We start from the raw sequence: 20,397 nt of genomic DNA, 5'->3' as shown, positions 1-20,397 counted from the left end.
GTCCTGCAATGTCGTCACCGTAATCCGCGCCTTTCCGCTTCGGTTTCGATTTTTCTCTACCAGGGCACTCTACGCGTTTAATGTGCCGTTGTATAGCGGTACGTTACGTATGTGTAACCAATCACCGGGCGGTGACCCTCGGGAAGAAAGCGCAGGGTCGACGTGTTCGCGGGAGAATCGGCTTCGGGGGGCTCGGCGTTACGGCTGCAACAGCCCGGATCGCACCAAGAAGGTGCGGGCTCCCGCACTGTCGGCGAACGCCCCGGTATCGATTCGCAGACCTGATCGCGTATCGGCGAACCAGACCGCGGAGGAGGCACTGATCGCGGCGAACACATCCCCGTCGGCCACCACACTGCTCCCCGCCGAACGCCACTGCGCGACAGCCTGGGCCAGCACACCGGACGGCGCGGTCTGCACCTGGAACGCCAGCGGGCGACCATCGGTGATATCACCCATCAGCAGCGGACTGCCGACGTCGAGCACACAGCTGCGCACACCGTCGGTCTCGGCGTGCGGGCGGCAGGAAGCGGACTGCAATGGACCCGGCAACGCGGAGACGGGGTCGCCGGCCGCGACCGGTCCCCCCGGCCCGGCGAGCCCGGCCGGTCCGGTCAGTTGCGGGGCCGTCAACGCACACGATTTGACCATCAGGAAAGCCAAGACCAGCAGTACCGCGACCGCGACACCGCTGGCCGCGCGCCACTGCCATTTCGGATGATGCTTCTGGACGACGGCTTCCGCTTCGCCGACCCACCGGGAACGCAGGGAACCGAGGATTCCCCCGTGCCGGTGCTGATGATCGACCTGCCCTTGGTCACCAGCAGCCGGATGCGCCGGGCCGGCCGCACCGTACAGATGTTGCTCGTGCGAACCCGGCCGGACGCCCAGCGCGCCGGCCACACCGCTGATCTCGGCCACATGCGCGCTCAGCCCGCCGTGCGAACCGGGGCCGCCGTGCGGATGTCCGGGCGCCACCGACGCACCCGAGGGCGGCATCGCGGTATGCGGCAGCGGTCCACCACAATTCGCGCATGCCGCGGCTCCCGGGGCCGCCGAGTGTCCGCAGTACTGGCACCGCACCGTCATCCGCGCACCCCGAGCTTCATGCAGGCCTCACTGCCCGGTTATCACGATGGAAGAGATGGCCACACTGTTGTTGGAGTTGTCACCGCTGGATTTCAGTACCGTCAGCACGATCTCCGACGCCTTGATCGGCGGGTCGATCTGAGTGACCACCATGGACCGCTGGTCCAACGTCTCCTGGGTGTAGGTGGTCTTGTCGTCATCGTTCAACTGGTACGAGACGCGGTTCACCGTACGGTATTTCATCCATTGATCGGCGCCGTCGGTGCCCACATGGTCCCAGCCCGGCACGATCGCGATCGAATCGATCTTGTACTCCTTGCCCAGGTCGATTCGCAGTACCTGGCCGTCGATTTTGTAGGCGCGCGGACAGGACCAGGCTTTATCCGGTTCCCCGGAGAACGCGTCCATGCCGTCGGTCCCCCCGGCGGGACATTTCGCCTCGGCCGATTCAGGTTGGATGGTGCCGCTGGCGGCCTGTTCGGTGGTCTGCGGCGCCGGTTGAGTCGGAGCCGGCGTGATCGCCAGCGGTTGGGTTTCCGAATCGTCCTTGCCGCCGGTCACCACCAGCAGGACCACGATCAGCAACGCGACCACGGCGGCGACGGCCAGCGCGACGCGCGGTTTGCGCAGCTGGTCGGCTACCTCGCGGGCGATCTCCTGTGGCGACTGCCGCTCGGCACGGTTCGGGTCGGGCGCGGTCGCGGGCGGCGGCTCGGCCTCGGGAGCGGCGGTGGAGTTCAGTCGATCGGCGACGCGTTCGGCGTTCTCATTGGCGTACGACGAGGACTGGGTATCGGGCGCCTGCCCGCTGAGCAGAGCATTGATCCGTTCACTCGCCGAAGGTCCGGCGGTGGAACGACGCGGCCGCGACACCGCGGGAACGGAATCCGGCCCGCCCGCGACCGAACCCACTCCGACCGGCTCCGGCACGTCGGCCGAGAGGTCGCGTTCATAGGGGGCCGCGGAGAGTAACGATTCGTCGAACGCGGCCTCCGGCCCGCCCGGACCGGAGGCCGGTTCGGGCTCGGGCGCGAGGGCTGTGCCGGAAGACTCCGTGTTGAGCCCGAAAGCCGGATCTGCCAGCAGGGCATCCAGAATCGCACCTCGATTGCGGAGAAATACGTCTCCGGAATCCGCATCGGGCATAGCCGAAATGGTATCGGTTACCGGCAGTCCGACCGCTCCATCATTCCCACCAGTGGGAGTGTCGCCCAGCGCCCCGGGCCGGTAGCCCGGGCCCGTCGACGGTCGGGATCAGCGCGTCTTCTCGGCCGTCACGAAGTACTCCGGCGGCACATCGAACACCCGCGCCAGCGCGATGATCAGATCCAGCCGCGGAATGGCATCACCGTGAATGAGCCGATACAGACCCGACTGCGACACCGGAACATCGGGATACGCGAGCTCCAGGTGCTGGGCCAGCGAATACAACGTCAGACCTCTAGTCGAGCCGTCCTCGGTGGACACCACCGATTCGGCGATGAGCTCCGAGAGCCGGCTGGAGAATATCGACGCGGCGGCCTGCCGCGGTGTCTGCTCCTGCGCGCTGTCCGGGTTGTCGAATCTTCCACTGTCCGGTTCGGGATCCGCTACCACGGTCATCGAGATTACCTGTTCTGCCCTAGTCAACGGGTGGGATATCCATGTGGTCGTGTCACCGGAACGGTGCGCTCGGAATTACCCGGCGGCGGGGACACCGTCGGGGGGCGTTCGCTGTGGTCGAGATAGCGCGTCTCGCCGCGCGGTTCGACCAGGTTCACCCGCACGGTGCGCATCGGAATCCGCACATCCAGCTGTGAATCGCCGACCTGCTCGATCGCCAGATCCACCGAACCGCGGCGCGGACTGCCCGGATCGCTGATGGACACCGTCGTCGGCGCCGACGACGCCTGCGGGGGCAGCTGGTCGAAAACCGTGATGGTCGCCCGGGCCCCCGGTTCCGGATCGTCGGTGTTCGCCAACCGCAACGACTGGGCGTCACCGACCGCGCTGACCAGATGCTGCCAGCGCTGCGGACGATTGGTGTGCACCTCGATATCCGCGCCGACGACAGTGGCGCGCAGCACCAGCTGCTGAGCAACAGGCAGCATCGCGTGCACATCCACGGTCCGCCGACGCGGATTGTAGGGGGCGGGATCGAAGAGGGGCAGCGCGAGCTGATGGCGGGTCTGCCCGCTGATCGCGCCCAGGATCTGCCCGTTGGGGCCGATCGCGACCGATAGCCCGGCGCTCAGCTCGGCAGGTGCTTCGTCCACGGTTCGCTCATCGCGCGTCAGCGCCCGCAGGGAGATCCCGGTGGGCAGGCTGGCCCGCAGCGCCAGCGACTGACGCCCGGGCAGCCGACGCAGATAGTCCGGCAGCGCCTCGGTCATCGCCGGACCGATATAACGCACCAGCGCCCGGGGACCGTCGGCGCCGGACAGACTGACCACCATCGTCGTGCGGCCGCTGTTCCAAGTCCAGCAGTCGTCGAGCCCCGCATCGTCGAGCTGTGACCAGTCGATGCCGAAACTCGTGACGAAACGGCCGGGCACCGAGGTCTTCAGACGATCCCACCGCTCGGTCAGATCACTGAGTTCGGCGCCCGCGTGCAGCAACCGGGTGGCGTCCAGCAGGGCAGCGCCCGGCAGCGGATGCGCGGCCACACCGCGCTCGCGCAGGCGACCGGCGATCCGGTGCGCCGCGGTGGCCAGCGTCCGCGGCCCGACCACCGCGCACGGTCCGCGCCGGGCCAGCACCTTCAGGTTGCGTTCCTGGTCCAGTCGCAGCACCAACCAGGTCAGCCGGTTGCCGACGACCGGATGCGACCCGATCAACTGGTCGTAGAGCATGCTGTAGCTGCCGGCCGACCTGACCCGCTGGCCGGTGGTGACGATATCGATATCGACACCGATGCCGTACTGGTCGAGCATCGGCAGCAGACTCTCGACCGAGACGGTGTCCTCGGTGTAGATGGTCTGTTCGGCGATCACCGTGGGCAGGTCCAGATTCGGGGCGAGCTGGATCATGGCGACCAGCACATCGCCTTCCTGCGCGATACCGCAGATACCCGCCGGAACGTCGATATCGCGGATCGGGATCTGCTCGTTGAGCAGGACAGCGCGTCCGGACCTTCCGGTCCGGAAATCGAACCAGTCCAGGAACCACCGCACCGGCGTGCGGCCCCCGATCCGCACCACCACTGCCAGTAGTAGACCTGCGACGATCAGGGCCGCGCCCCATAACGGTAGATACGCGGACAATCCGGCCATCACCACACTGCCTCCGATCGCCATCACCGCGAACGGGCCGCGCTCCACCCCGGCGACCCGGCGGTCCGGCGCGCGCACCGCCCGTTCCGCCGTTATCGTCACCGCTGCCTCCGGCGCGCGTTCACGCCATAGGTCACGCCCGCGCCGACCAGCACCGCCGCGACTATCACGATCGCCGCGGTGAGACCGGGTTTGCCGTCCGGCGGCCGTGGCGGTTCCGGCAACTCGAGCCCCGCCGCCTGGAACAGGCCTTCCGGGGGCTCGGGCGGGGTTCGGTAGCTCAGCGCCTCGAGCGGATCGATGAGTCCCGCACCGACCGTGTTGTCGATACCGCGCGCGGGGGCGTGCGCGCTCGCGGTCAGCCGCGCCGTGATCTGCGCGGGTGTCTCGTTCGGGTACCGGGAGCGCACCAGAGCCGCCACCCCGGCGGTATAGGCGGCGGCGAACGACGCGCCGCCCACCGGAACGAGTTTGTTCGGCGCCCCCACGCCGTTGATCAACCCGGTGGTGTCCGGGCCGAGCGATTCGATACCGGTGCCCGGCGCCGCCACGCTCACCCAGGGGCCCATCAGCGATTGATCGGTGACCCCGCCGTACGCGGTCGTGAACCCGGTGGTCAGCACCGAATCACCGAAAACACCGGGCACCGAGGCGGTCTGCACGTATTTCCAGTTCCGCGGGTCGGACGGCCGGCCCGGATCGAAGTCCGGATTCTGGGCGCCGCAGCCGGGGCTGTCGGTATTCCCCGCGCCGGCGACGATCAACGAGCCTCGCGTATGCACGGCGTAACCGACCGCCTCGGCCACCACACCGAGGTCCACACCCGATTCCACCGGCAGGCACACCGGCAACGGCACCACGATGATGCCGGCGCCCAGATTCGCGGCGTGTGTGATGGCGCGCGCCAGGGTCCGCACTTCCAGCGACAGCCGTTCCCGTTGCTCGCCGGAACTGCGTTCGACGCGGAACGCCGAGGACCGGTAACGAATGGAGATTATCCGCGCGTCCGGCGCCACCCCGGCGAAACCGTCGGCGGGATCGGCCGCGCCGCCGATGATCCCGGCGATGAGAGTGCCGTGCGCGTCGCAGTCCTGGAGACCGTCTCCGCCCGCGGCGACATAGTCCCCGCCGCCGGACAGATTCGGCAGCCGCGGATGCGGCGACACACCGGTATCGATCACGGCGACGGTGACACCGACGCCGCGGCTGAGCGTCCGGGCGTCGGACAGGTTCAACGCGATCTCCGACGGAGGCGTCCGCGAGACGTCGGTATCCTTCAGCACACCCGACGACAGACAGCCGCTTTCCTGTTTCGTGGGCGTCTCCGGTCCCGGCGGACCGTCCGGTGGCGCCACCCCGACCACCACCTCCGGCGGAACGATCGCGGCGGCCGACCCGGCGCCGGTGGCCAGCACCAACACGGCCAGCACGACGGCAGCGGCCCTGCCCAGACCCATCAGATCCCTCGCATGGCCGTGTAGATCCCCATGATCCAGAACGCGATCACCGGGACGACGAGAATGAGGGCGTACTCGATCAGGTCGGTGATCCGCCGGGTTACCGGGGTCAGCCGTTTGCCGGGCAGTCGCAGCGCCGCGGTCACCGCAGCCGCGGCGATCACCGCGACCACTACCACCACCGTGAGTCGGGAGAAGGAACTCCCGTAGGCGGTCACCTCCACCGCCGCGATCCCGAGCACGGTGATCACCGCGCCGATGACCAGTGCGATGGCCTGGACCCGGTCCGGATACCAGCGTGAGCGCATGGCCAGGATCCCGGCCACCGCCGCGCCCATCACGATCTCGCGAATTCCGCTCGGGCTCACTGCCGCGCAGATCACCGTCGACACCGACAGCAGCGCGGAGACGGCCACCACGAGACCGCGCAGGCTGGTGACCGCCAGTCGCGCCCGGCTTTCGATGCCCGCCTCGTGCGCGTTCCGCGTCTCCTCCGCGGCGGCGGCGATCTCGGCATCCTGTTCCACATCGCGGTGGGTCTCGGCGTCGAAGATATCGGTCAGGGTGGCCGGGTTCACCTCGTTGCCCGGATCGGGCAGGTCCGGCGGCCGGATACGGGCGATCACCACGGCTATCCGGGGGGCCACGGTGAGCAGGATCAGTCCGACGAACACCGCGCCGCCGGCGACCTGCCGGGTCACCAGATCGAAATAGGCCAGCGGCAGCACCACCACGGTGACGGTGATTCCCAGCACCGCGACACTCATCAGGGTGGCGATACCAGAACCCGTCAATCGCATCATCGCCATGGCGGCGACAGCGCAGACCACCGCACCCGCCACGATATTGGCGGGTGCGAACGGGCCCGGTTCGCCGTAGGCGGGCGGCACCAGCATGGCGCTCCCGGCGAACAGCAGCGGAATCGCGGCCAGCGCGGCGCCCAGCGTGAGGCGGCGAGCCGCGCCGCGGCCCCGCAGCGAAACCGCGGCCACCCAGCACAGGACGCCGAGCAGCAGCGCGGGCAGACCGCACCACAGCAGCGAACCCGACTGGGTCCACGCCCAGGAGAGCATCGCGGCGATCCCCACCGCGCCGATCCCGAAAACACCCAGGCCCACGACCGCGGCGGTATCGGGGTCGAATTCGGCGAATTCACGTTCGTTGATGAGCGCCAGCGCGTCGGTGATGTCCTCGACCACCGGGGTGAAGACCTCGGCCGACTCCACCGGAGCCAGCATCAGCACGGTGCCGTCGACGATGTCGTGGTCGCCCAGGCTGCGCCAGCGTGGAATCGGCGGCTCGCCGGGGCGGGCCAGGCTCCACTGGCCGAGCGGCGGGGTGAAATCCACTTCCTCGTCGCCGATCGCGTTCGCCAGGACCGCTACCAGATCGTCGATGAAAGTTTCCACGGTGAACTTGGTCGGCACCACGACGTCCACCTGGTACGTGGCGACCATTACCGCGATCCGGGCACGCGCGACCTCGGCCGGCGCCGCGCCCCCGGCCGGGGGCTGCGGCGCCGTCTGCACAGCGGTCACCGCATTCCCCCGTGGTCGCCGCCCGACGGCTCGGCGACATAGCCGGGAAAGTCGTCGGCCAGTCCGGCCGCCATTTCCTCGAAGGCCAGCACAGTCTCTTTCTCCAGCATCCGCAGATCGATCTCGCCGCCTTCGGCGAGATGCGGATCGAACGGTACCTGAATGGTGGGGCGCTGTGCAGAGGCGAACAGCTTCTCGATGGCCTCGATGTCCACGGTCGGCTTGGCCGGATGCTGCCGCACGATCGCGACCACGGAGGTGGCGATCAGATGGTCGAACCCGTGGGAGCTGAGCCAGTTGAGTGTCGCGACCGCGCCGGTGACACCGCCGACCGTTGCGGGGGTCACGACGACTACCGCGTCGCTGGTGCGCAGCACTGTATCGGTCGACGAATCCAGCACTCCCGTACCGCAGTCGACGACCAGCAGGTTGTAGTGGCGGCGCAGCGTCTCCACACCGGCCTGGTATTCGCTTCCCGACAGCGCCTCGGACGCGTCGGTGCTCCACGGGGAGGCCACCACCGCGAGATCCGAGGTATTGACCGCGGTGTAGGAGTGGACCGACGAGAACGAATCCAGCCGGCCCCCGGCCTGGGCGAGGTCGCGCAGGGTGAGACCGAACTGGTGCCGACTGGTACGGCTCGACAGGTCACCGAAATCAGGGTTGGCGTCGATGGCGACGACGCGGTCCGGGCGCAGCTTCGCGAAGGTCGAGCCGAGACCGGCGGCGGTCGTGGTGCGGCCGACGCCGCCCTTCACACTCACCACCGCGATCTGGTAGGGGGCGGTGAGCTGGCGGCGGATCCTGGTGCGCCGGTTCTCGGCGGCCTGCTCGATCGGTGAGAGGCCCAGGTTGAACCCGACCTTGTTGAGCGCCCCGCGCATCCCTTTGGACGAGCGCAGATGCGCTTGTCGTACGGCGGCGATCTCGGCGAGCAGCTCCGCCGAAGCCAGCGCGGGCGGCAGCACCTCGATGCGTCCGGCCGATCCGTAGGCCGGACGGTGGATCCGGTCAGGGACACGCGAGGCATCGGCGGCGGGTTGAGCCGGCGAGGTGGACCCATAGCCGGAGTACTGGGCGGGCCCGGCGTAACCGGGAGCCGCCGAGTAGCCGGCGGCCGGGCCCGATTCCGCCGGTGGGGCGGCCGCACTCTCCGGAGGCGCTGCCCATCCCTCGGTTCCGGCAGCGGCCGGTTCCGCCGGCGCCGGCGCGCCGACGGGCGACGACGCGGGCTGCCCCTGCGGATTCTGCTGCTGTCTGCGCGCTATGGCCTGCCGCTCCTGTTCGGCTGCCTGCTGGTGCGCGGTCGCCGCGCGCTGCCGCAGATCGGCCAGGTCTTCGTCCACGGGCGCGCCGGGCGCCCGCAGCTCGGTGAAGGATTGTGGGGGCGGCGCGGAGACCGCCGACGGCGTACTGCTGATGGACGAGGGACCGGTGGCGGAAGGCGGAGCCGGATCCGGCGCGGCTACCGGACGCACCTGATCGGGAGGCGGTTCCGGTGTGGCCGTGGGGCCGGACGACACCGTAGCGGCCGTCGGCGGCGTCACCTCGCCGGGCTGGGCACCAGATGTATCGGGCGGGGGCGAGGCCACCTCGCTGCCTCCAGGACGATCGTCGAGCTGTGCGAAATAGGCGTCGTAGCCGCCTTTGGCGAGCGCCGCCGAGGCGTCGCCGTTGGTTATCGATGCCCGGTTCATCTCACCGTCCTCTCATCCAGCATTGGAACGTCAACCGGTGCGTGCGGTATCGAACCAGCTGCGTCCGGGCAACATCTCCACCAGAGCGTTGATACCACTCTGCAGGGCGAGGTCGTCACCGGGCCGGAAGGTCGACCAGGTCTGCCCGTCCAGCGCCGTGCTCGGCGTCACCACCAACCGGCCCGAGAGCGTGTCCACCACATTCATGCAGGCTTTCAGATCAGGGATGGCGGAGCCGCCGTCGCGGTGTTCGATCATGATCACCTCGGCTCGGCGGACGACCTCCGACATCGCCCGGGTGAGCACATTCGCGGTATGGGGCACCGCGCCGAGCTCCCGAAGCGCCGACCGCCGTTCATCCGGGCTCGACGGGACCTCCTCCAACTCCGCGGCCGGAAAAGTGACCGAGTCGAAACTCAGCACCGGATAGTCGCCGAGCGCCGATTTCACGACCGCCGCCAGCGTATTCAATTGTGTACCTTCGTGGAACACCGACTGAATGATCACGTGGTCGTCATGACGCACGGCCAGCACATGTGTCCCGCCGGTACGCACCAACGACATACGCAATATCCCGAGCTTCTGCCCGTCGCCGCCGTTGTCGAGGATCTGGACCATCAGTTCGGTATCCGGCCGGGCTAGGCGCCGGAGCCAATCGGCCACTACGGGATGGACCTCGTCACCGGAGATGATCCCCGCCTCGGTGAGTTCTTCCCGTACGACCTCCCACACCCGGTTCCGGTCCTCGATCCGGTGGATATTCGGCCGGATCGCCAGAACCGCAGGATAAGTGTCGATGCCGACCATGTCCCGAAGGACAAGGGCGGCATCGACATTCAAATCGATGGAAACCGGATCGGTATCCGCCATTTTCGGCGTCTCGGTTTGGTCCGAGGTCTGGCCGAACAAATTACCGCACGCCTCAGACGAGACCCATGAACTTGTTGGCGATATTTCCATCCTCTACGTCGAACCTGCCGCCCTTGGTCGCCACCTCGATCACCTTGCCATTGAGACCGGTGAGGCTGGCCTCGTAGGAGTCCAGGCGCTTCTCGAGCTCATCCGCGACGGTCTGGAAGCCGCCGGCACCGGAGCCCTTGAACTCGTCCAGCAGTTGCTGTTTCATCGTTCGCAGGTCGGCTATGTTGTCGGTCATGCCGCTCAGCACTGCCTTGACTCGCGCGGTTGTATCGTAGATCTGCTCGTAATTGGCAAAAATCGGATTGGTCACCGGAACCAACCTCTCTTTCTTTGGTATTGAACGGGGATAGACGGATTCGTGGTCAGAAGTTGAGCGTAACCTTGCTCATATCCCGCTGACCGACGTTTTCCACGGCGCCGTTGTTCCAGTTACCGGTGGCCTCGCCGAAGTCGCCCGTGCCATCCGCACCGAAGCGTGCGGCGCCCTCGAGATCGAGATCACCGAAGCTCACGCCGCTGGCCTGGATGGTGTTCATGATGGACTGCAGGAATTCGGCAACTTTCTTGCCGGTCTCATAGGCGTTACCGAAAGAGTTCTGGACCGCGTTACCGGTCGTCCCTTTCAGTGCGGCGCTCAAATCCTGCTGCGAAGTGGCGAGAGCCTGCAGATGCCCCTCGAGCGTACCCAGCGGACCCGCCATTTTCGTGGCCGCCGCTTTCAGGGTGTCTTCGCTGGCCTGGGTGATGGCACCGCCACCCAGGCCGGCGCCCAGGGTATCGCCCTGATGGAAAGCCTCGCCCGCGTTGTAGACGCCGGGTGTTGCGTCAGCACCAGCCATGATGTTCTCCTTTTCGATGTTTCCTCAGCGACCCGGAAAATCACCGGGAACGCTCTCCATTGTCTTGTTCCGCCTCGTCGTCGAGGCGATCGAGTACTCCCACGAGTGAGGAGTCGACCAGCAGTTCCTCGTCGAGTTCGTCGTCCTGGTACTCGATGACCCCGATCGCCGGAGGCCGCTCGAGCACGGGCACCTCGAACTGCTCGCCGGGAGTGAAGACCTTGCCGGTCCGCTCTTCCTCCTCCTTCCTGCGCCGCCGCATCCGCGCGGTCGGCGCCGACACCCGCCGGGGCGCGTTGCGCACCGGCGCACCGCTGGGCGCACCGGAGGTAGCACCGAACGGGGTACCGGTACCCGGCGCCCAACCAGCGGGCATCCGGAAACCTGTGGCGGCGCCGGGCATCGAGCCGATGCCACCGCGCATCATCCCGAGAGCTACGAGACTGCCCACACCGCCGTTGAGACCCGCGAGGGTGGAGGACTGCGGGGCGCCGAGCAACTGGTCGGTCAAGGAAGAAGGCCCGTCCGTACCCGAATAACCATCCGCGGGAGACGACCCGATATCGGGGGTAGCCTGCTCGGGCAGTGTCTGCGACGGATCCATACCACTCGAGTCCCCGCCGCTCGGGTCCGAACCGCCGCCATCGCCACCCGAGTCGCCGCCACCCGAGTCCGAACCGCCGCTGTCACCACCCGATTGGGTGCCGTCTCCCGTGGGTTGGGCAGGGTGGTCGGACAGCAGTTGGCTGTTGGGACCGTTCTCCGCCAGATCCCGCAGCGGCCCGGAGGGATCGAGGCTCGGCGCGAAACCCCCACCGGTGGGTACGACGATCGCCGGCGGCGGCACGATCGGCACACCGGCCATCTCACTTACGATGGCGACCGCGCCGACCTCGTAGTACGCCATCGACAATGCGGCTTGGTCCCACACGTCCATATACGCCCCGAGGGCTATTGCGAGCTTCGCACCCGCCACGATCTGCGTCGGGCCTCCGGTCGACCCGATGAATTCCGCGACAGCCTCCACGAGATTTGTTTCGACCAGCGTGATCAGCGGCAGCGAGGGCATCAGGCCGAGAACGGTCGTGTGCAGTTCCGCACCCGCGTCGGCCAATTTCGCCAGACCTTCGGCGATCATCGTCTGGCCGCGCACCCACTCGTTGTGATTGCGGAAGGCCGATTGCGCACTTTCCGAACCCAGACCCCCCGGCCACGCGGCGGCGAGCTCGGACAGCGAGCCGTCCGTGCTGGACGCCGCGGCAGCCAAGGCGGACTCCACACCCCGGTAAGCGGCCGACGTATTGACCAGCGGCACGGCACCCTGCCCGCTGTGCAGGATCGTCCAGTTCACCCGCGGAGGGCTGGCCCCATACTCGACGAACGGCATAGCTACTCCGCCCTGAACCGGTTATCGATCAGTTGCCGAGGATATCGTCGGCAACAGCCTTTCCGGCAGCGGCGATGATCGCTTGATCACTAGCACTGACGCTGACGGAACCGGCCGTATCGGTGGCTTCGAAGCTGACGCTCACGGGCACGAGCGCCTCACCTCCGCGCAGCTTTTCCAGGACACCGGCGTCGAGGTTGGTGAAGTACGCCTCCTTCATCGCCTTGAAGCCGGCGGCGAGAATGGCGCCGGGCATATGCGGCCCGGTGGGCTGCGACGCGGCGAAAGGACCCACGGAGGTCAGGACGGACGAGAGCGTGGACTCCTCGATCCCTAGCTTTGCGCTGATCGCGGGAAGCTGTTCGCTGAAAACTGAAAAGGGGACCATCGATGACTCCGATCGACTGTTGCCTGTTTCCGCATCCGCGCGGTACACCAAGAACGCTAGGCCATTCCCAATCTTGGGGAGTCCCGCTGATCGGGCAGATCCGGCGCTTATGCGCCACTTGTTATTCGGGTATCCAGGCTGCCTGCACGAGGTCCTTGCGCGAAGTCAGGGGTTCGACCAGAATACCGCGACCCACTGGCTGTTTCGTGGGTTTCACATCACCGATGAGCATTCCGTCGAGCTTGGATCCGTCCATGATGAAGCCCGAGGAATTCAGGTTCTTGACCTGCCCGAGCACACTGTCGTACATGGCCGAGTCGGCCTGCGCGATATTGCGTGCGGCGACCAGATGGAAGCCGGTGTCACGGCCGTCCACGATGAGATCCTTGATCGGGTCCAGCGGATTCATCTGTCCGCGCTGGGCCACCATGTGGTAATCGTCGACCACTACGAAGATCTCCGGTCCGCTCCACCAGGACCGGTCCTTGAGCTGCTGGGAGGTCACCCCGTCGGGCGGGCGGCGGGTACGCATCTTCTGCACGAACGGCGGCAGGTTCTCCACCAGATCGCGAGCGCTGGTGAGGTATCCGACCAATTGCTCCTGTGGCAGCGCGTCCATGTGCTGGCGGCGGTAGTCGACCAGTAGCACCCGGGCCTCGTCCGGGGTGAAGCGTGTCCGGATGGATTCCAGCAGTGCCGACAACACGGTCGATTTACCGGAACCCGACGATCCCAGGATCACGAAGTGAGTGGAGACGCCGAAGTCGATGACAGCGGGGGCCAGATCGGACTCGCGAATACCGAAGGGAACCGCCAGCCGCTCGGCCAGATTCGTCGGATGCGGAACCCGGGCCAGGATCTCCGGCATCGTCACCTGGTTCGGCAGCAACCGGACCTCGGGCGCACGACGACCTGAGAAAGTCTGGCTCACCTGAGTTATCGCCGCGCTCAGTCCGGCCGACGCGGTCTCGTCGTCGCCGTTGCCGTCGATGCGCGGCAGCGCGGTGAGCAGATGGAGGGCTTCGCTGGACACACCCCGGCCGGGCCGGTTCGGGGGCACCGCCGCCACCACGGCACGGTGGGTGTTGAACACCGTATCGGTGAGATCACCGAGCCGCATTTCCAGGCGCGTCTGGATCAGGTCCTTGATGGCGGGCCGGATGGCCGCCCACCGGGAACTGCTGATCACCAGGTGCACACCGTAGTTGAGTCCCTGCAGCGCGAGGGACTCCATGGTCGGCATGTACTCGTCGTAATACGGGCCGTTGATGGCGAACCCGATGTCCCAGCCGTCCACCACGACGAAGACATCCCCGTGCTCGTCACCGTAGGACGTCAACTCCGCGGAGCCTTCCGGCGTGGTCCGGCGGCGGCGGAACTCGCGCATGGAGTCGATGCCGAGATGGTCGAACAGCGCCTGCCTGGACCCCATCAGATTGCGGATCAACGCGAAGGTCCGGCGGATCCGGTCCACATCACGGCCCGCGGCCACCGCGCCCACATGCGGCAAGGCGCGCATCCCGGAGAGACCGCCGGAGAAATCGAAGCAGTAGAACTGCACCTGTTCCGGCGTATGCGTCAGCGCCGCCGACATGATCAGCGTCTGTAGCGCAGTGGATTTACCCGATTGCGGCCCGCCGACGACCGCGACGTGCCCGCCCGCGCCGGAAAGGTCCACCGCCCAGACGTCCTGGCGCTGCTGGCGCGGCCTGTCCACGATCGCCCACGGCAGATTGAGCACGCCGGGTTCCACCGCCGGGATCAACTTGTCCAGCGTGGGCGGCACGCCGAGCGGCGGCAGCCACATCTTGTGCGCCGGGCGGCCGTGCCGCGAGAACTGCTGCAGCACCGTTTCCATCACGGTCACCGGTTCGCTGTCGTTGTCCTCGGGTTCGACCGCCGCCACCGGCTCGGCCACCTGAACCGGCCGCACGTCGGCGATGTAGGCAGAGGTGAACCGCTGCGGTGGTTTGTATCCGCCGCCCGGACGCCGGGCCCGCTGCGCGCTGGAGGTGCTCGCCTGCGCCGGCGCGACATACGGTCCGCCGACATATGCGGCCTGGAAACGCTGGAGATCGCCCGCACCGACCCGCAGGTAGCCGGATCCGGGCTTCTTCGGCAGGTGATAGGCATCCGCGGTGCCGATGGCGTCACGGGAGTCGCTGGTCTGGTTGGTCCGCAGGGCGATCCGGTACGAGAGATGCGCCTCGAGTTCACCCATCCGGTTGGCCGGTACCTTCTGCGAGGACAGCAGCAGATGGATCCGCAGCGACCGGCCCAGCCGGCCGATGGCGACGAACAGTTTCGAAAAGCTCGGATGCTGCTCCAGCAGTTCCGCGAATTCGTCGAGGATGATCAGCAGAGTCGGCAGCGGCTCCAGGCGCGCACCCTGCTCCCGGGCCTTCTCGTAGTCGGCGACGCTGGCCAGGTTCCCGGCGTCACGCAGGATTCGTTGCCGGCGCGACATCTCGCCGTTGATCACGTCTTCCATACGAGTGACGAGATCGGCTTCCTCTTCCATGTTGGTGACCACCGCGGTCACATGGGAGAGACGGTCGAATCCGAGGAAGGTCGCGCCACCTTTGAAGTCGACCAGAAGCAGGTTCAGCACATCCGGGGAATGGGACGCGACCGCGGAGAGCACCAGCGTGCGCAGGAATTCCGACTTGCCCGACCCGGTGGCGCCGATGGCCATGCCGTGCGGGCCCATGCCCTCTTCGGCGGATTCCTTGATGTCCAGGTGCACCAGCTGGCCGGTCGGGTCGTGGCCGAACGGGATGTTCAGCCGGTTACGGTCGGCATCGCGACGCGGCGGCCACTGCCGGTCCACCCGGACATTGCCCGGGTCGGTGATACCGACCATGTCCTCCCAGGACGTGCTTCCGCTGGCTTGTTCGGCGGCGACCGCCTCGACCACCGTGGACAGCCGATACGGGGAGATGCTGCGGGCCACCGCCGTGGCCTGCGGCACGGACATGACGTCCGCGGAGCCGACCAGCCGGGTGCTGCGGGGAGTCTTCTCCTCCAGGGTCCGGTCCGCGGCGACATCGAATTTCAGCGACCGCGGCAGCGACTGCTCCGACTCCCCCAGTCGCAGCCAGGTACAGCCGTCGATACCGGAGATATCGCGGTCGGTGTTCGCACCACCGGATTCCACCAGCAGGACGAAATGCGATTTGTCCAGCGCCGGTTCGTTGTTCGCCGAGAACGGGCCGCGATTGAGGCCCGCCAGCACCTTGGTGCGCAGTTCGGCCACAGTCCGATACACCATCCGGCTCGAGCCGACGGCGTCGGTCTCGGCGGGATGCTGAGTGTGCGGCAGCCATTTCAGCCAGGACCACTGCGGGGAATCCGGATCGTCCAGGACCGCCGCTATCGCCACCTGATCGGGCCCGTGCAGCACCGCGATCTCCGCGAGCATCGCCCGGGCCAGGCCCGCGACGGCCGTCGGATCACCGTCCAGCCCGACCAGCGGCGCGGACAGCAGGTTGATCGCCACCGGCATCCCGCCGACCGTCGAATAGGCCTTCGCGAACCGGGTCAGTTCGACCACGCCGACCGGATCCAGGTCGGAGGTCGGCGCCGCCTCCGGCACGATCACCCGCACCTGGTTGGCGATACGCCCGCGACCCATTCGGACCCGCAGGAACTGCGGGTTTGCGACCTGCACCTCCCACATCCGCTTCCCGCCGACCAACCGGCTCAGACCCGCGGGCCCGGGATGGGTGTAGGAGAGGTAGTCGTACAGTTCGGTTTCGGCCTCGTGCACGGTCTTGCGGTTATCGGTGATCGAGCGCAGGTAGTCCTTGCGCTCTTCGTTCAGCCCGGCCGCGGTGCTGTTGGCGCCGCCGCCGCCACCGAGCTGCCCGCCGACCATGCCGAACATCGACACGATCATCATCATCGGGAACATCAGCATCATCGGCGACATGGCCCGGCCGCCGCTGAACATCATGGCCATCATCCCGACCATGGCCGCCACCATGATCACGGGCATGATCATCTTCATCTTGGACAGCGGCACCGGCCGAGGCAGTTCGGTCGGTGGCTGCAGCCGCAGTTCGGTGACGGCGGGCGCCTTGGGCCCCCGCACCATTCGGGCGGGCCGGACGAACCGCCGGGTCGCGGTCATTTGTTTCCCGTCATCTGCACACCCGTCAAATTCGGCGGTATCCCGTCGTGCTGGATCATCGCGTCACCGATCGAGAGAGTGGGGCCGACCGCGAACAGCGAGACAATGCTCCACGGCGCGGGCACCGGATCCCGTAACCCCAGCGCGGACAACGTCGGATCATTGCGCGTACCGCCCTTCATATTCGCCGCGACCCCGTACCGGACACCGCTGTCGGAGATCCAGAACAGTGATTCCCGCAGCGGCGAACCAGGTTCGGAGCCCGTCACCTGCACGAACTTGCCCGACGTCCGGGGCAGGTAGGCGAAATCGGCGGTGGCGCCCCCGGACCACTGCGCGGTGACCAACTGCACGGTCCGTCCCTGTTCCACCTTGACGAGCGGGAGCTGGCGGCCGAACAGCAGCCGGGTGTGCGCGTCGGGGTCGGATCCCGTGCGCGACCACTGGTAGCAGGTGATGAGGTCGCGGACCGGGTCGAGGATTTCCACCGGTTCGGCCGGATATGTCGCCGTTCCCGGCCAGTCACCGGGCCTGAGATTGGCCGCCGCCACATCGGGACTGATCGTGCTGGTGGCGACGGCGCCGTGCGAGTTGGCGTTGCGCACGATCGAAGCCAGTACCGCACTGACGCGCACCAATCCCGCATTGGACACCAGATAGTAGGTAGCGGGCTGATTCGGTGTCGCCACTGTGACGATCGATCCCACCACCGAGTCCAGCGCCGGTTTCAGAGTCGCCGGACTCCCCGCGCCCGGAACGTCGGGCACGCGGATCGGCGCGACCTCCGGAATCGCGCCGAGCAGACCCGGCGACGCCGCGGCCACCTGGGCGGTGCTGTCGATCCCGAGCGCCAGCATCACCGGCGATTCCGCGAGATTGATCTCGGCTCGTACCACACCCTGCACCGGGTCGGAATAGACCAGCCAGGTCGCGTCCTCCCCGCGCAGTATTCGCGCCTGCCGGCCGCCCAGTTCGTGCACGGCGTCGTCGTCCACAGTGAGGGGGCCCGCGATGGCCGTGGTGAGCACCGCGGAACGGGACAGCGTGGGCAGGCCGGTTTGCTGGTCGACCGGTGCGGCCGCACCCGTCCGAGCGGTATCACACACCGTCCACTGGGAATCCTTCTCATCCTCGTCGGTGATCTGTCCGGGCGCACCGGGTATTCCGACCCATGCGCCGCGCGGGTACTTACCGAGCTCGGCTTTCGACACTTCCACCGGGTTCGCCGCCTGGCCCACGATCAACCGCGCCGAAGTGAGATTCAGCGCGGGATGCAAACGCTCGCCGAGCTTGACGTACAGGGCGCCGGTGTCCTTATCCGCGATAATCGGGGAATCGCCCACGGGTTTGGCGGGTTTGAAGAACGCCAGAACGGCCGCGCCCGCGATTCCCATACAGGCGATCGCCACCCCGATCGCGAGTGCCGTGGACCGCCCGCGCGACGGGTCGTCGATCATCGAAGCGTCGCGGCGGACCAGGGCGTGTTCGATCCGGTGTAGCAGGAACCGCCAACCCGAAACCTGGTGTTTGGTCACCACCCGGAAGCGTGCCACCGGTAACCGTTCCTTCCGCCGACCTCGGCCACAACCTAACGCGCACCCCGACATAGACCACTCCCCAGAATTGGGAATAGCCGGTCGGGTGGGCTGTGGGCGCTACTTTCCGACGGGCGCCAGCCCCTGGAGCGCGGCGCCGATATCGAAAGCGTCGACGGTCATCAGTTCCTCATCGGTGAGCGCGGCGATATCCACGTTGTCCCGGGTGAACCGGAAGTCACGCTCGGCCTCCGCGGCCTCCACCACATTGCGCACGAAACGGCCGTTGCCCGCGAGGTCGATGAGCCGCCGCCCGTTGCGGCTCTGCTCCGACATCACCGTGCAGCGGTCCCGCAGCACCTCACGCGCTTCGTCGGACAGGATCGAATCCTTCTTCCCGGCGATATGGTCGGCGATCTGCACGAGCTCGTCGGGGTCGTAGCTCGGGAAACGAACCCGCTTGGTGAACCGTGACGACAGGCCCTCGTTGGATTGCAGGAACCGATCGATCTCCGCCTCGTATCCGGCGATGATCACGACGAGTTTGTCCCGGTCGTTCTCCATCCGGGCCAGCAGCGTGTCGACCGCCTCCTTGCCGAACGCGTCGCCGCCGGAGAGCCCCTCCTGGATCAAGGTGTAGGCCTCGTCGATGAAGAGCACGCCACCGAGCGCGGAGTCGATCAGCGCATTGGTCTTCGGCGCGGTGTGACCCAGGTGGGTGCCGACCATATCGTTGCGCGAGGCCTCGATCACCTCGGCGTTCTCGACCACGCCGAGTCCCGCGAAGATCTTGGCGATGACCCGGGCGATGGTGGTCTTACCCGTTCCGGGCGGACCCGAGAAGATCAGGTGGTTGGACCGCGAGTCGACCGCGAGCCCGCGTTTGGCCCGCACCTGATCCATCAGCACACCGGATTTGAGCCGATCCACCTGCTCTTTGACCGAATCCATGCCGATCTGCGACTGGAGCAGCTTCGATGCCTCGTCCAGCAGTTCATCGCGCTCGGCCTTGGCCGCGCTCGCCGCGACCTCGGCGGGATCGTCCCCGGACTTCGCGTCCCAGATATCGGTCCGCGAGGCGACCACCGCCGGGGTGGTGACCTCGAGCCGGAAGTTCTTGTCCCGTACCGCCTGCTGCCAGTTCGGCCGGTTGGGCCACAGACCCGAACCCTGCAGACCCTTCAGGATCTTCTCCGAGGCCTCGTGTTCACCGCTGTGCCGCAGGATCATCCCGAGCAGATAGTGCGCGTCGGCCCAGATATAGGACAGATTGCCCGATTGGCTGTCCTCCACGATCCGCTGCGCCCGCGGCATCGCTTCGCCGAATCGGCCCAGATGCGCCAGCGCGGTCGCCGCCATCAGTTCCGCGGCGATATCGAGCAAGCCGTCCTCGAGCACCGGCTTCGCCGAGCGCGCGGCGAGGACGTCCGGCCAGCGGCCGGTGCGGTAGAACAGCGCGATCCGGGCGAAGTCGGCGACGTCGTCGCCGCGCACCTCGTCCAGGATGGCCACGGCCTCCTGCCATTCCCCGCCGTCGGCGTATGCGCACGCCTGCGCTATGGCGATCTGATCCCGGTCGGCCATGGCGACCCGGAGCCCGAAGACACCGATTTCGACCTGACACCACAGCGCGCGATCCACCAGTCCGGCGCGCTGCTGGTCGCGATAGAGGTTGTGCGAGGAGCGGTAGGCGCCGTAGATGACCTCCGAGGTGACCTCCCCCGCCATCGCCCGGCCCAGCCACGCGTCGCACATATCCGGATCGATATCCGTCGCCGCCGTGAACGCCGCGCGAGCATGCTCTTCGTTACGCACCCCTCCGGCGACCAATCCCAAACTCTGCACGCCCGTGTAGAACGCGTCTTCGGCCGCTGACACCTCGGACTTCCCTTTCGCCGACCCTCGTCTGCTGGCAGGGTAAGCCACCGGGACCCCCGGGAGGCGCTGGGCATTTCCCGGGGTTGGGAAGGCTAGGACTCGGACGGAGCGCGTCGGTGAGGTATTCGGCGGAACCTCGGGGAGGATAGGCCGAAGTTCGCGATCCGGACAAAACCCCGCATCCACTCGGCAACCCAACATTCCCACTGATGAACGTGCCGTAATTCAGCGTTAAAGTAGTACCGGGTTCCGCACCGCACCCTCGTACGGGACCGCAGTACGCGG

At 67.3% G+C, this 20,397-nt stretch carries 15 protein-coding genes; all 15 read right to left on the bottom strand.

Features of this window, described 5'->3' with window-relative positions; genetic code table 11:
- Positions 1-198: 198 nt before the first annotated feature.
- The 15 genes from OG804_RS28580 to eccA all read right to left on the bottom strand — a co-directional run bounded on the left by OG804_RS28580 (position 199) and on the right by eccA (position 20,112).
- Positions 199-999, bottom strand: a complete 801-nt coding sequence (locus OG804_RS28580) for a hypothetical protein (protein WP_328391734.1) — start codon at positions 997-999, stop codon at positions 199-201.
- Between the two features lie 117 nt (positions 1,000-1,116).
- Entirely contained in the window at positions 1,117-2,235 is a 1,119-nt protein-coding gene (locus OG804_RS28575) for a discoidin domain-containing protein (RefSeq protein WP_328391733.1), read from the bottom strand.
- Between the two features lie 108 nt (positions 2,236-2,343).
- Complete coding sequence (locus tag OG804_RS28570) at positions 2,344-2,691, bottom strand: helix-turn-helix domain-containing protein (RefSeq protein ID WP_328391732.1); 348 nt, start codon at positions 2,689-2,691, stop codon at positions 2,344-2,346.
- A gap of 23 nt (positions 2,692-2,714) precedes the next feature.
- Positions 2,715-4,442, bottom strand: a complete 1,728-nt coding sequence (eccE, locus tag OG804_RS28565; protein ID WP_328391731.1) for a type VII secretion protein EccE — start codon at positions 4,440-4,442, stop codon at positions 2,715-2,717.
- Positions 4,439-5,797 (bottom strand): type VII secretion-associated serine protease mycosin, encoded by a 1,359-nt coding sequence (gene mycP, locus OG804_RS28560; RefSeq protein ID WP_328391730.1) that lies wholly within the window; start codon positions 5,795-5,797, stop codon positions 4,439-4,441. The genes eccE and mycP overlap by 4 nt, the downstream gene beginning before the upstream one ends.
- On the bottom strand, positions 5,797-7,335 hold the full coding sequence (gene eccD, locus OG804_RS28555) for a type VII secretion integral membrane protein EccD (protein ID WP_328391729.1): 1,539 nt from the start codon (positions 7,333-7,335) through the stop codon (positions 5,797-5,799). The genes mycP and eccD overlap by 1 nt, the downstream gene beginning before the upstream one ends.
- On the bottom strand, positions 7,332-9,032 hold the full coding sequence (locus OG804_RS28550) for an AAA family ATPase (protein WP_328391728.1): 1,701 nt from the start codon (positions 9,030-9,032) through the stop codon (positions 7,332-7,334). Before OG804_RS28550 ends, eccD begins: the two co-directional genes overlap by 4 nt.
- 30 nt (positions 9,033-9,062) lie before the next feature.
- Positions 9,063-9,902, bottom strand: a complete 840-nt coding sequence (locus tag OG804_RS28545) for an ESX secretion-associated protein EspG (protein WP_328391727.1) — start codon at positions 9,900-9,902, stop codon at positions 9,063-9,065.
- Between the two features lie 52 nt (positions 9,903-9,954).
- On the bottom strand, positions 9,955-10,263 hold the full coding sequence (locus OG804_RS28540) for a WXG100 family type VII secretion target (protein WP_328391726.1): 309 nt from the start codon (positions 10,261-10,263) through the stop codon (positions 9,955-9,957).
- A 52-nt stretch (positions 10,264-10,315) separates the two neighbouring features.
- Entirely contained in the window at positions 10,316-10,792 is a 477-nt protein-coding gene (locus tag OG804_RS28535; RefSeq protein ID WP_328391725.1) for a WXG100 family type VII secretion target, read from the bottom strand.
- Between the two features lie 40 nt (positions 10,793-10,832).
- The gene (locus tag OG804_RS28530) at positions 10,833-12,179 is read right to left on the bottom strand and encodes a PPE domain-containing protein (RefSeq protein ID WP_328391724.1); all 1,347 of its coding nucleotides are present in this window, start codon (positions 12,177-12,179) and stop codon (positions 10,833-10,835) included.
- Between the two features lie 28 nt (positions 12,180-12,207).
- Positions 12,208-12,567 carry a hypothetical protein gene (locus OG804_RS28525; RefSeq protein WP_328391723.1) on the bottom strand — a complete coding sequence of 120 codons (360 nt, stop codon included), beginning with the start codon at positions 12,565-12,567 and terminating at the stop codon, positions 12,208-12,210.
- 121 nt (positions 12,568-12,688) lie between these two features.
- A complete protein-coding gene (eccCa, locus tag OG804_RS28520) occupies positions 12,689-16,699 on the bottom strand; it encodes a type VII secretion protein EccCa (protein WP_328391722.1) in 4,011 nt (1,336 codons plus the stop codon).
- Positions 16,696-18,252, bottom strand: coding sequence for a type VII secretion protein EccB (gene eccB / locus OG804_RS28515; protein ID WP_328391721.1), 1,557 nt, complete (start codon positions 18,250-18,252; stop codon positions 16,696-16,698). Before eccB ends, eccCa begins: the two co-directional genes overlap by 4 nt.
- A gap of 102 nt (positions 18,253-18,354) precedes the next feature.
- Positions 18,355-20,112: a type VII secretion AAA-ATPase EccA gene (eccA, locus tag OG804_RS28510; protein ID WP_328391719.1), complete on the bottom strand. Its 1,758-nt coding sequence runs from the start codon at positions 20,110-20,112 to the stop codon at positions 18,355-18,357.
- Positions 20,113-20,397 lie beyond the last annotated feature (285 nt).

Source organism: Nocardia sp. NBC_00416, assembly GCF_036032445.1.
Lineage (GTDB): Bacteria > Actinomycetota > Actinomycetes > Mycobacteriales > Mycobacteriaceae > Nocardia.
This window is presented reverse-complemented; position numbering and strand designations above follow the sequence as displayed.

Bases quoted from the DNA above. Each gene is read 5' to 3' on its own strand.
- OG804_RS28550 (WP_328391728.1), bottom strand. From the start codon at position 9,032: ATGAACCGGGCATCGATAACCAACGGCGACGCCTCGGCGGCGCTCGCC.
- eccCa (WP_328391722.1), bottom strand. From the start codon at position 16,699: ATGACCGCGACCCGGCGGTTCGTCCGGCCCGCCCGAATGGTGCGGGGG.
- OG804_RS28535 (WP_328391725.1), bottom strand. From the start codon at position 10,792: ATGGCTGGTGCTGACGCAACACCCGGCGTCTACAACGCGGGCGAGGCT.
- OG804_RS28530 (WP_328391724.1), bottom strand. From the start codon at position 12,179: ATGCCGTTCGTCGAGTATGGGGCCAGCCCTCCGCGGGTGAACTGGACG.
- OG804_RS28575 (WP_328391733.1), bottom strand. From the start codon at position 2,235: ATGCCCGATGCGGATTCCGGAGACGTATTTCTCCGCAATCGAGGTGCG.
- mycP (WP_328391730.1), bottom strand. From the start codon at position 5,797: ATGGGTCTGGGCAGGGCCGCTGCCGTCGTGCTGGCCGTGTTGGTGCTG.
- OG804_RS28525 (WP_328391723.1), bottom strand. From the start codon at position 12,567: ATGGTCCCCTTTTCAGTTTTCAGCGAACAGCTTCCCGCGATCAGCGCA.
- OG804_RS28545 (WP_328391727.1), bottom strand. From the start codon at position 9,902: ATGGCGGATACCGATCCGGTTTCCATCGATTTGAATGTCGATGCCGCC.
- OG804_RS28580 (WP_328391734.1), bottom strand. From the start codon at position 999: ATGCCGCCCTCGGGTGCGTCGGTGGCGCCCGGACATCCGCACGGCGGC.
- OG804_RS28570 (WP_328391732.1), bottom strand. From the start codon at position 2,691: ATGACCGTGGTAGCGGATCCCGAACCGGACAGTGGAAGATTCGACAAC.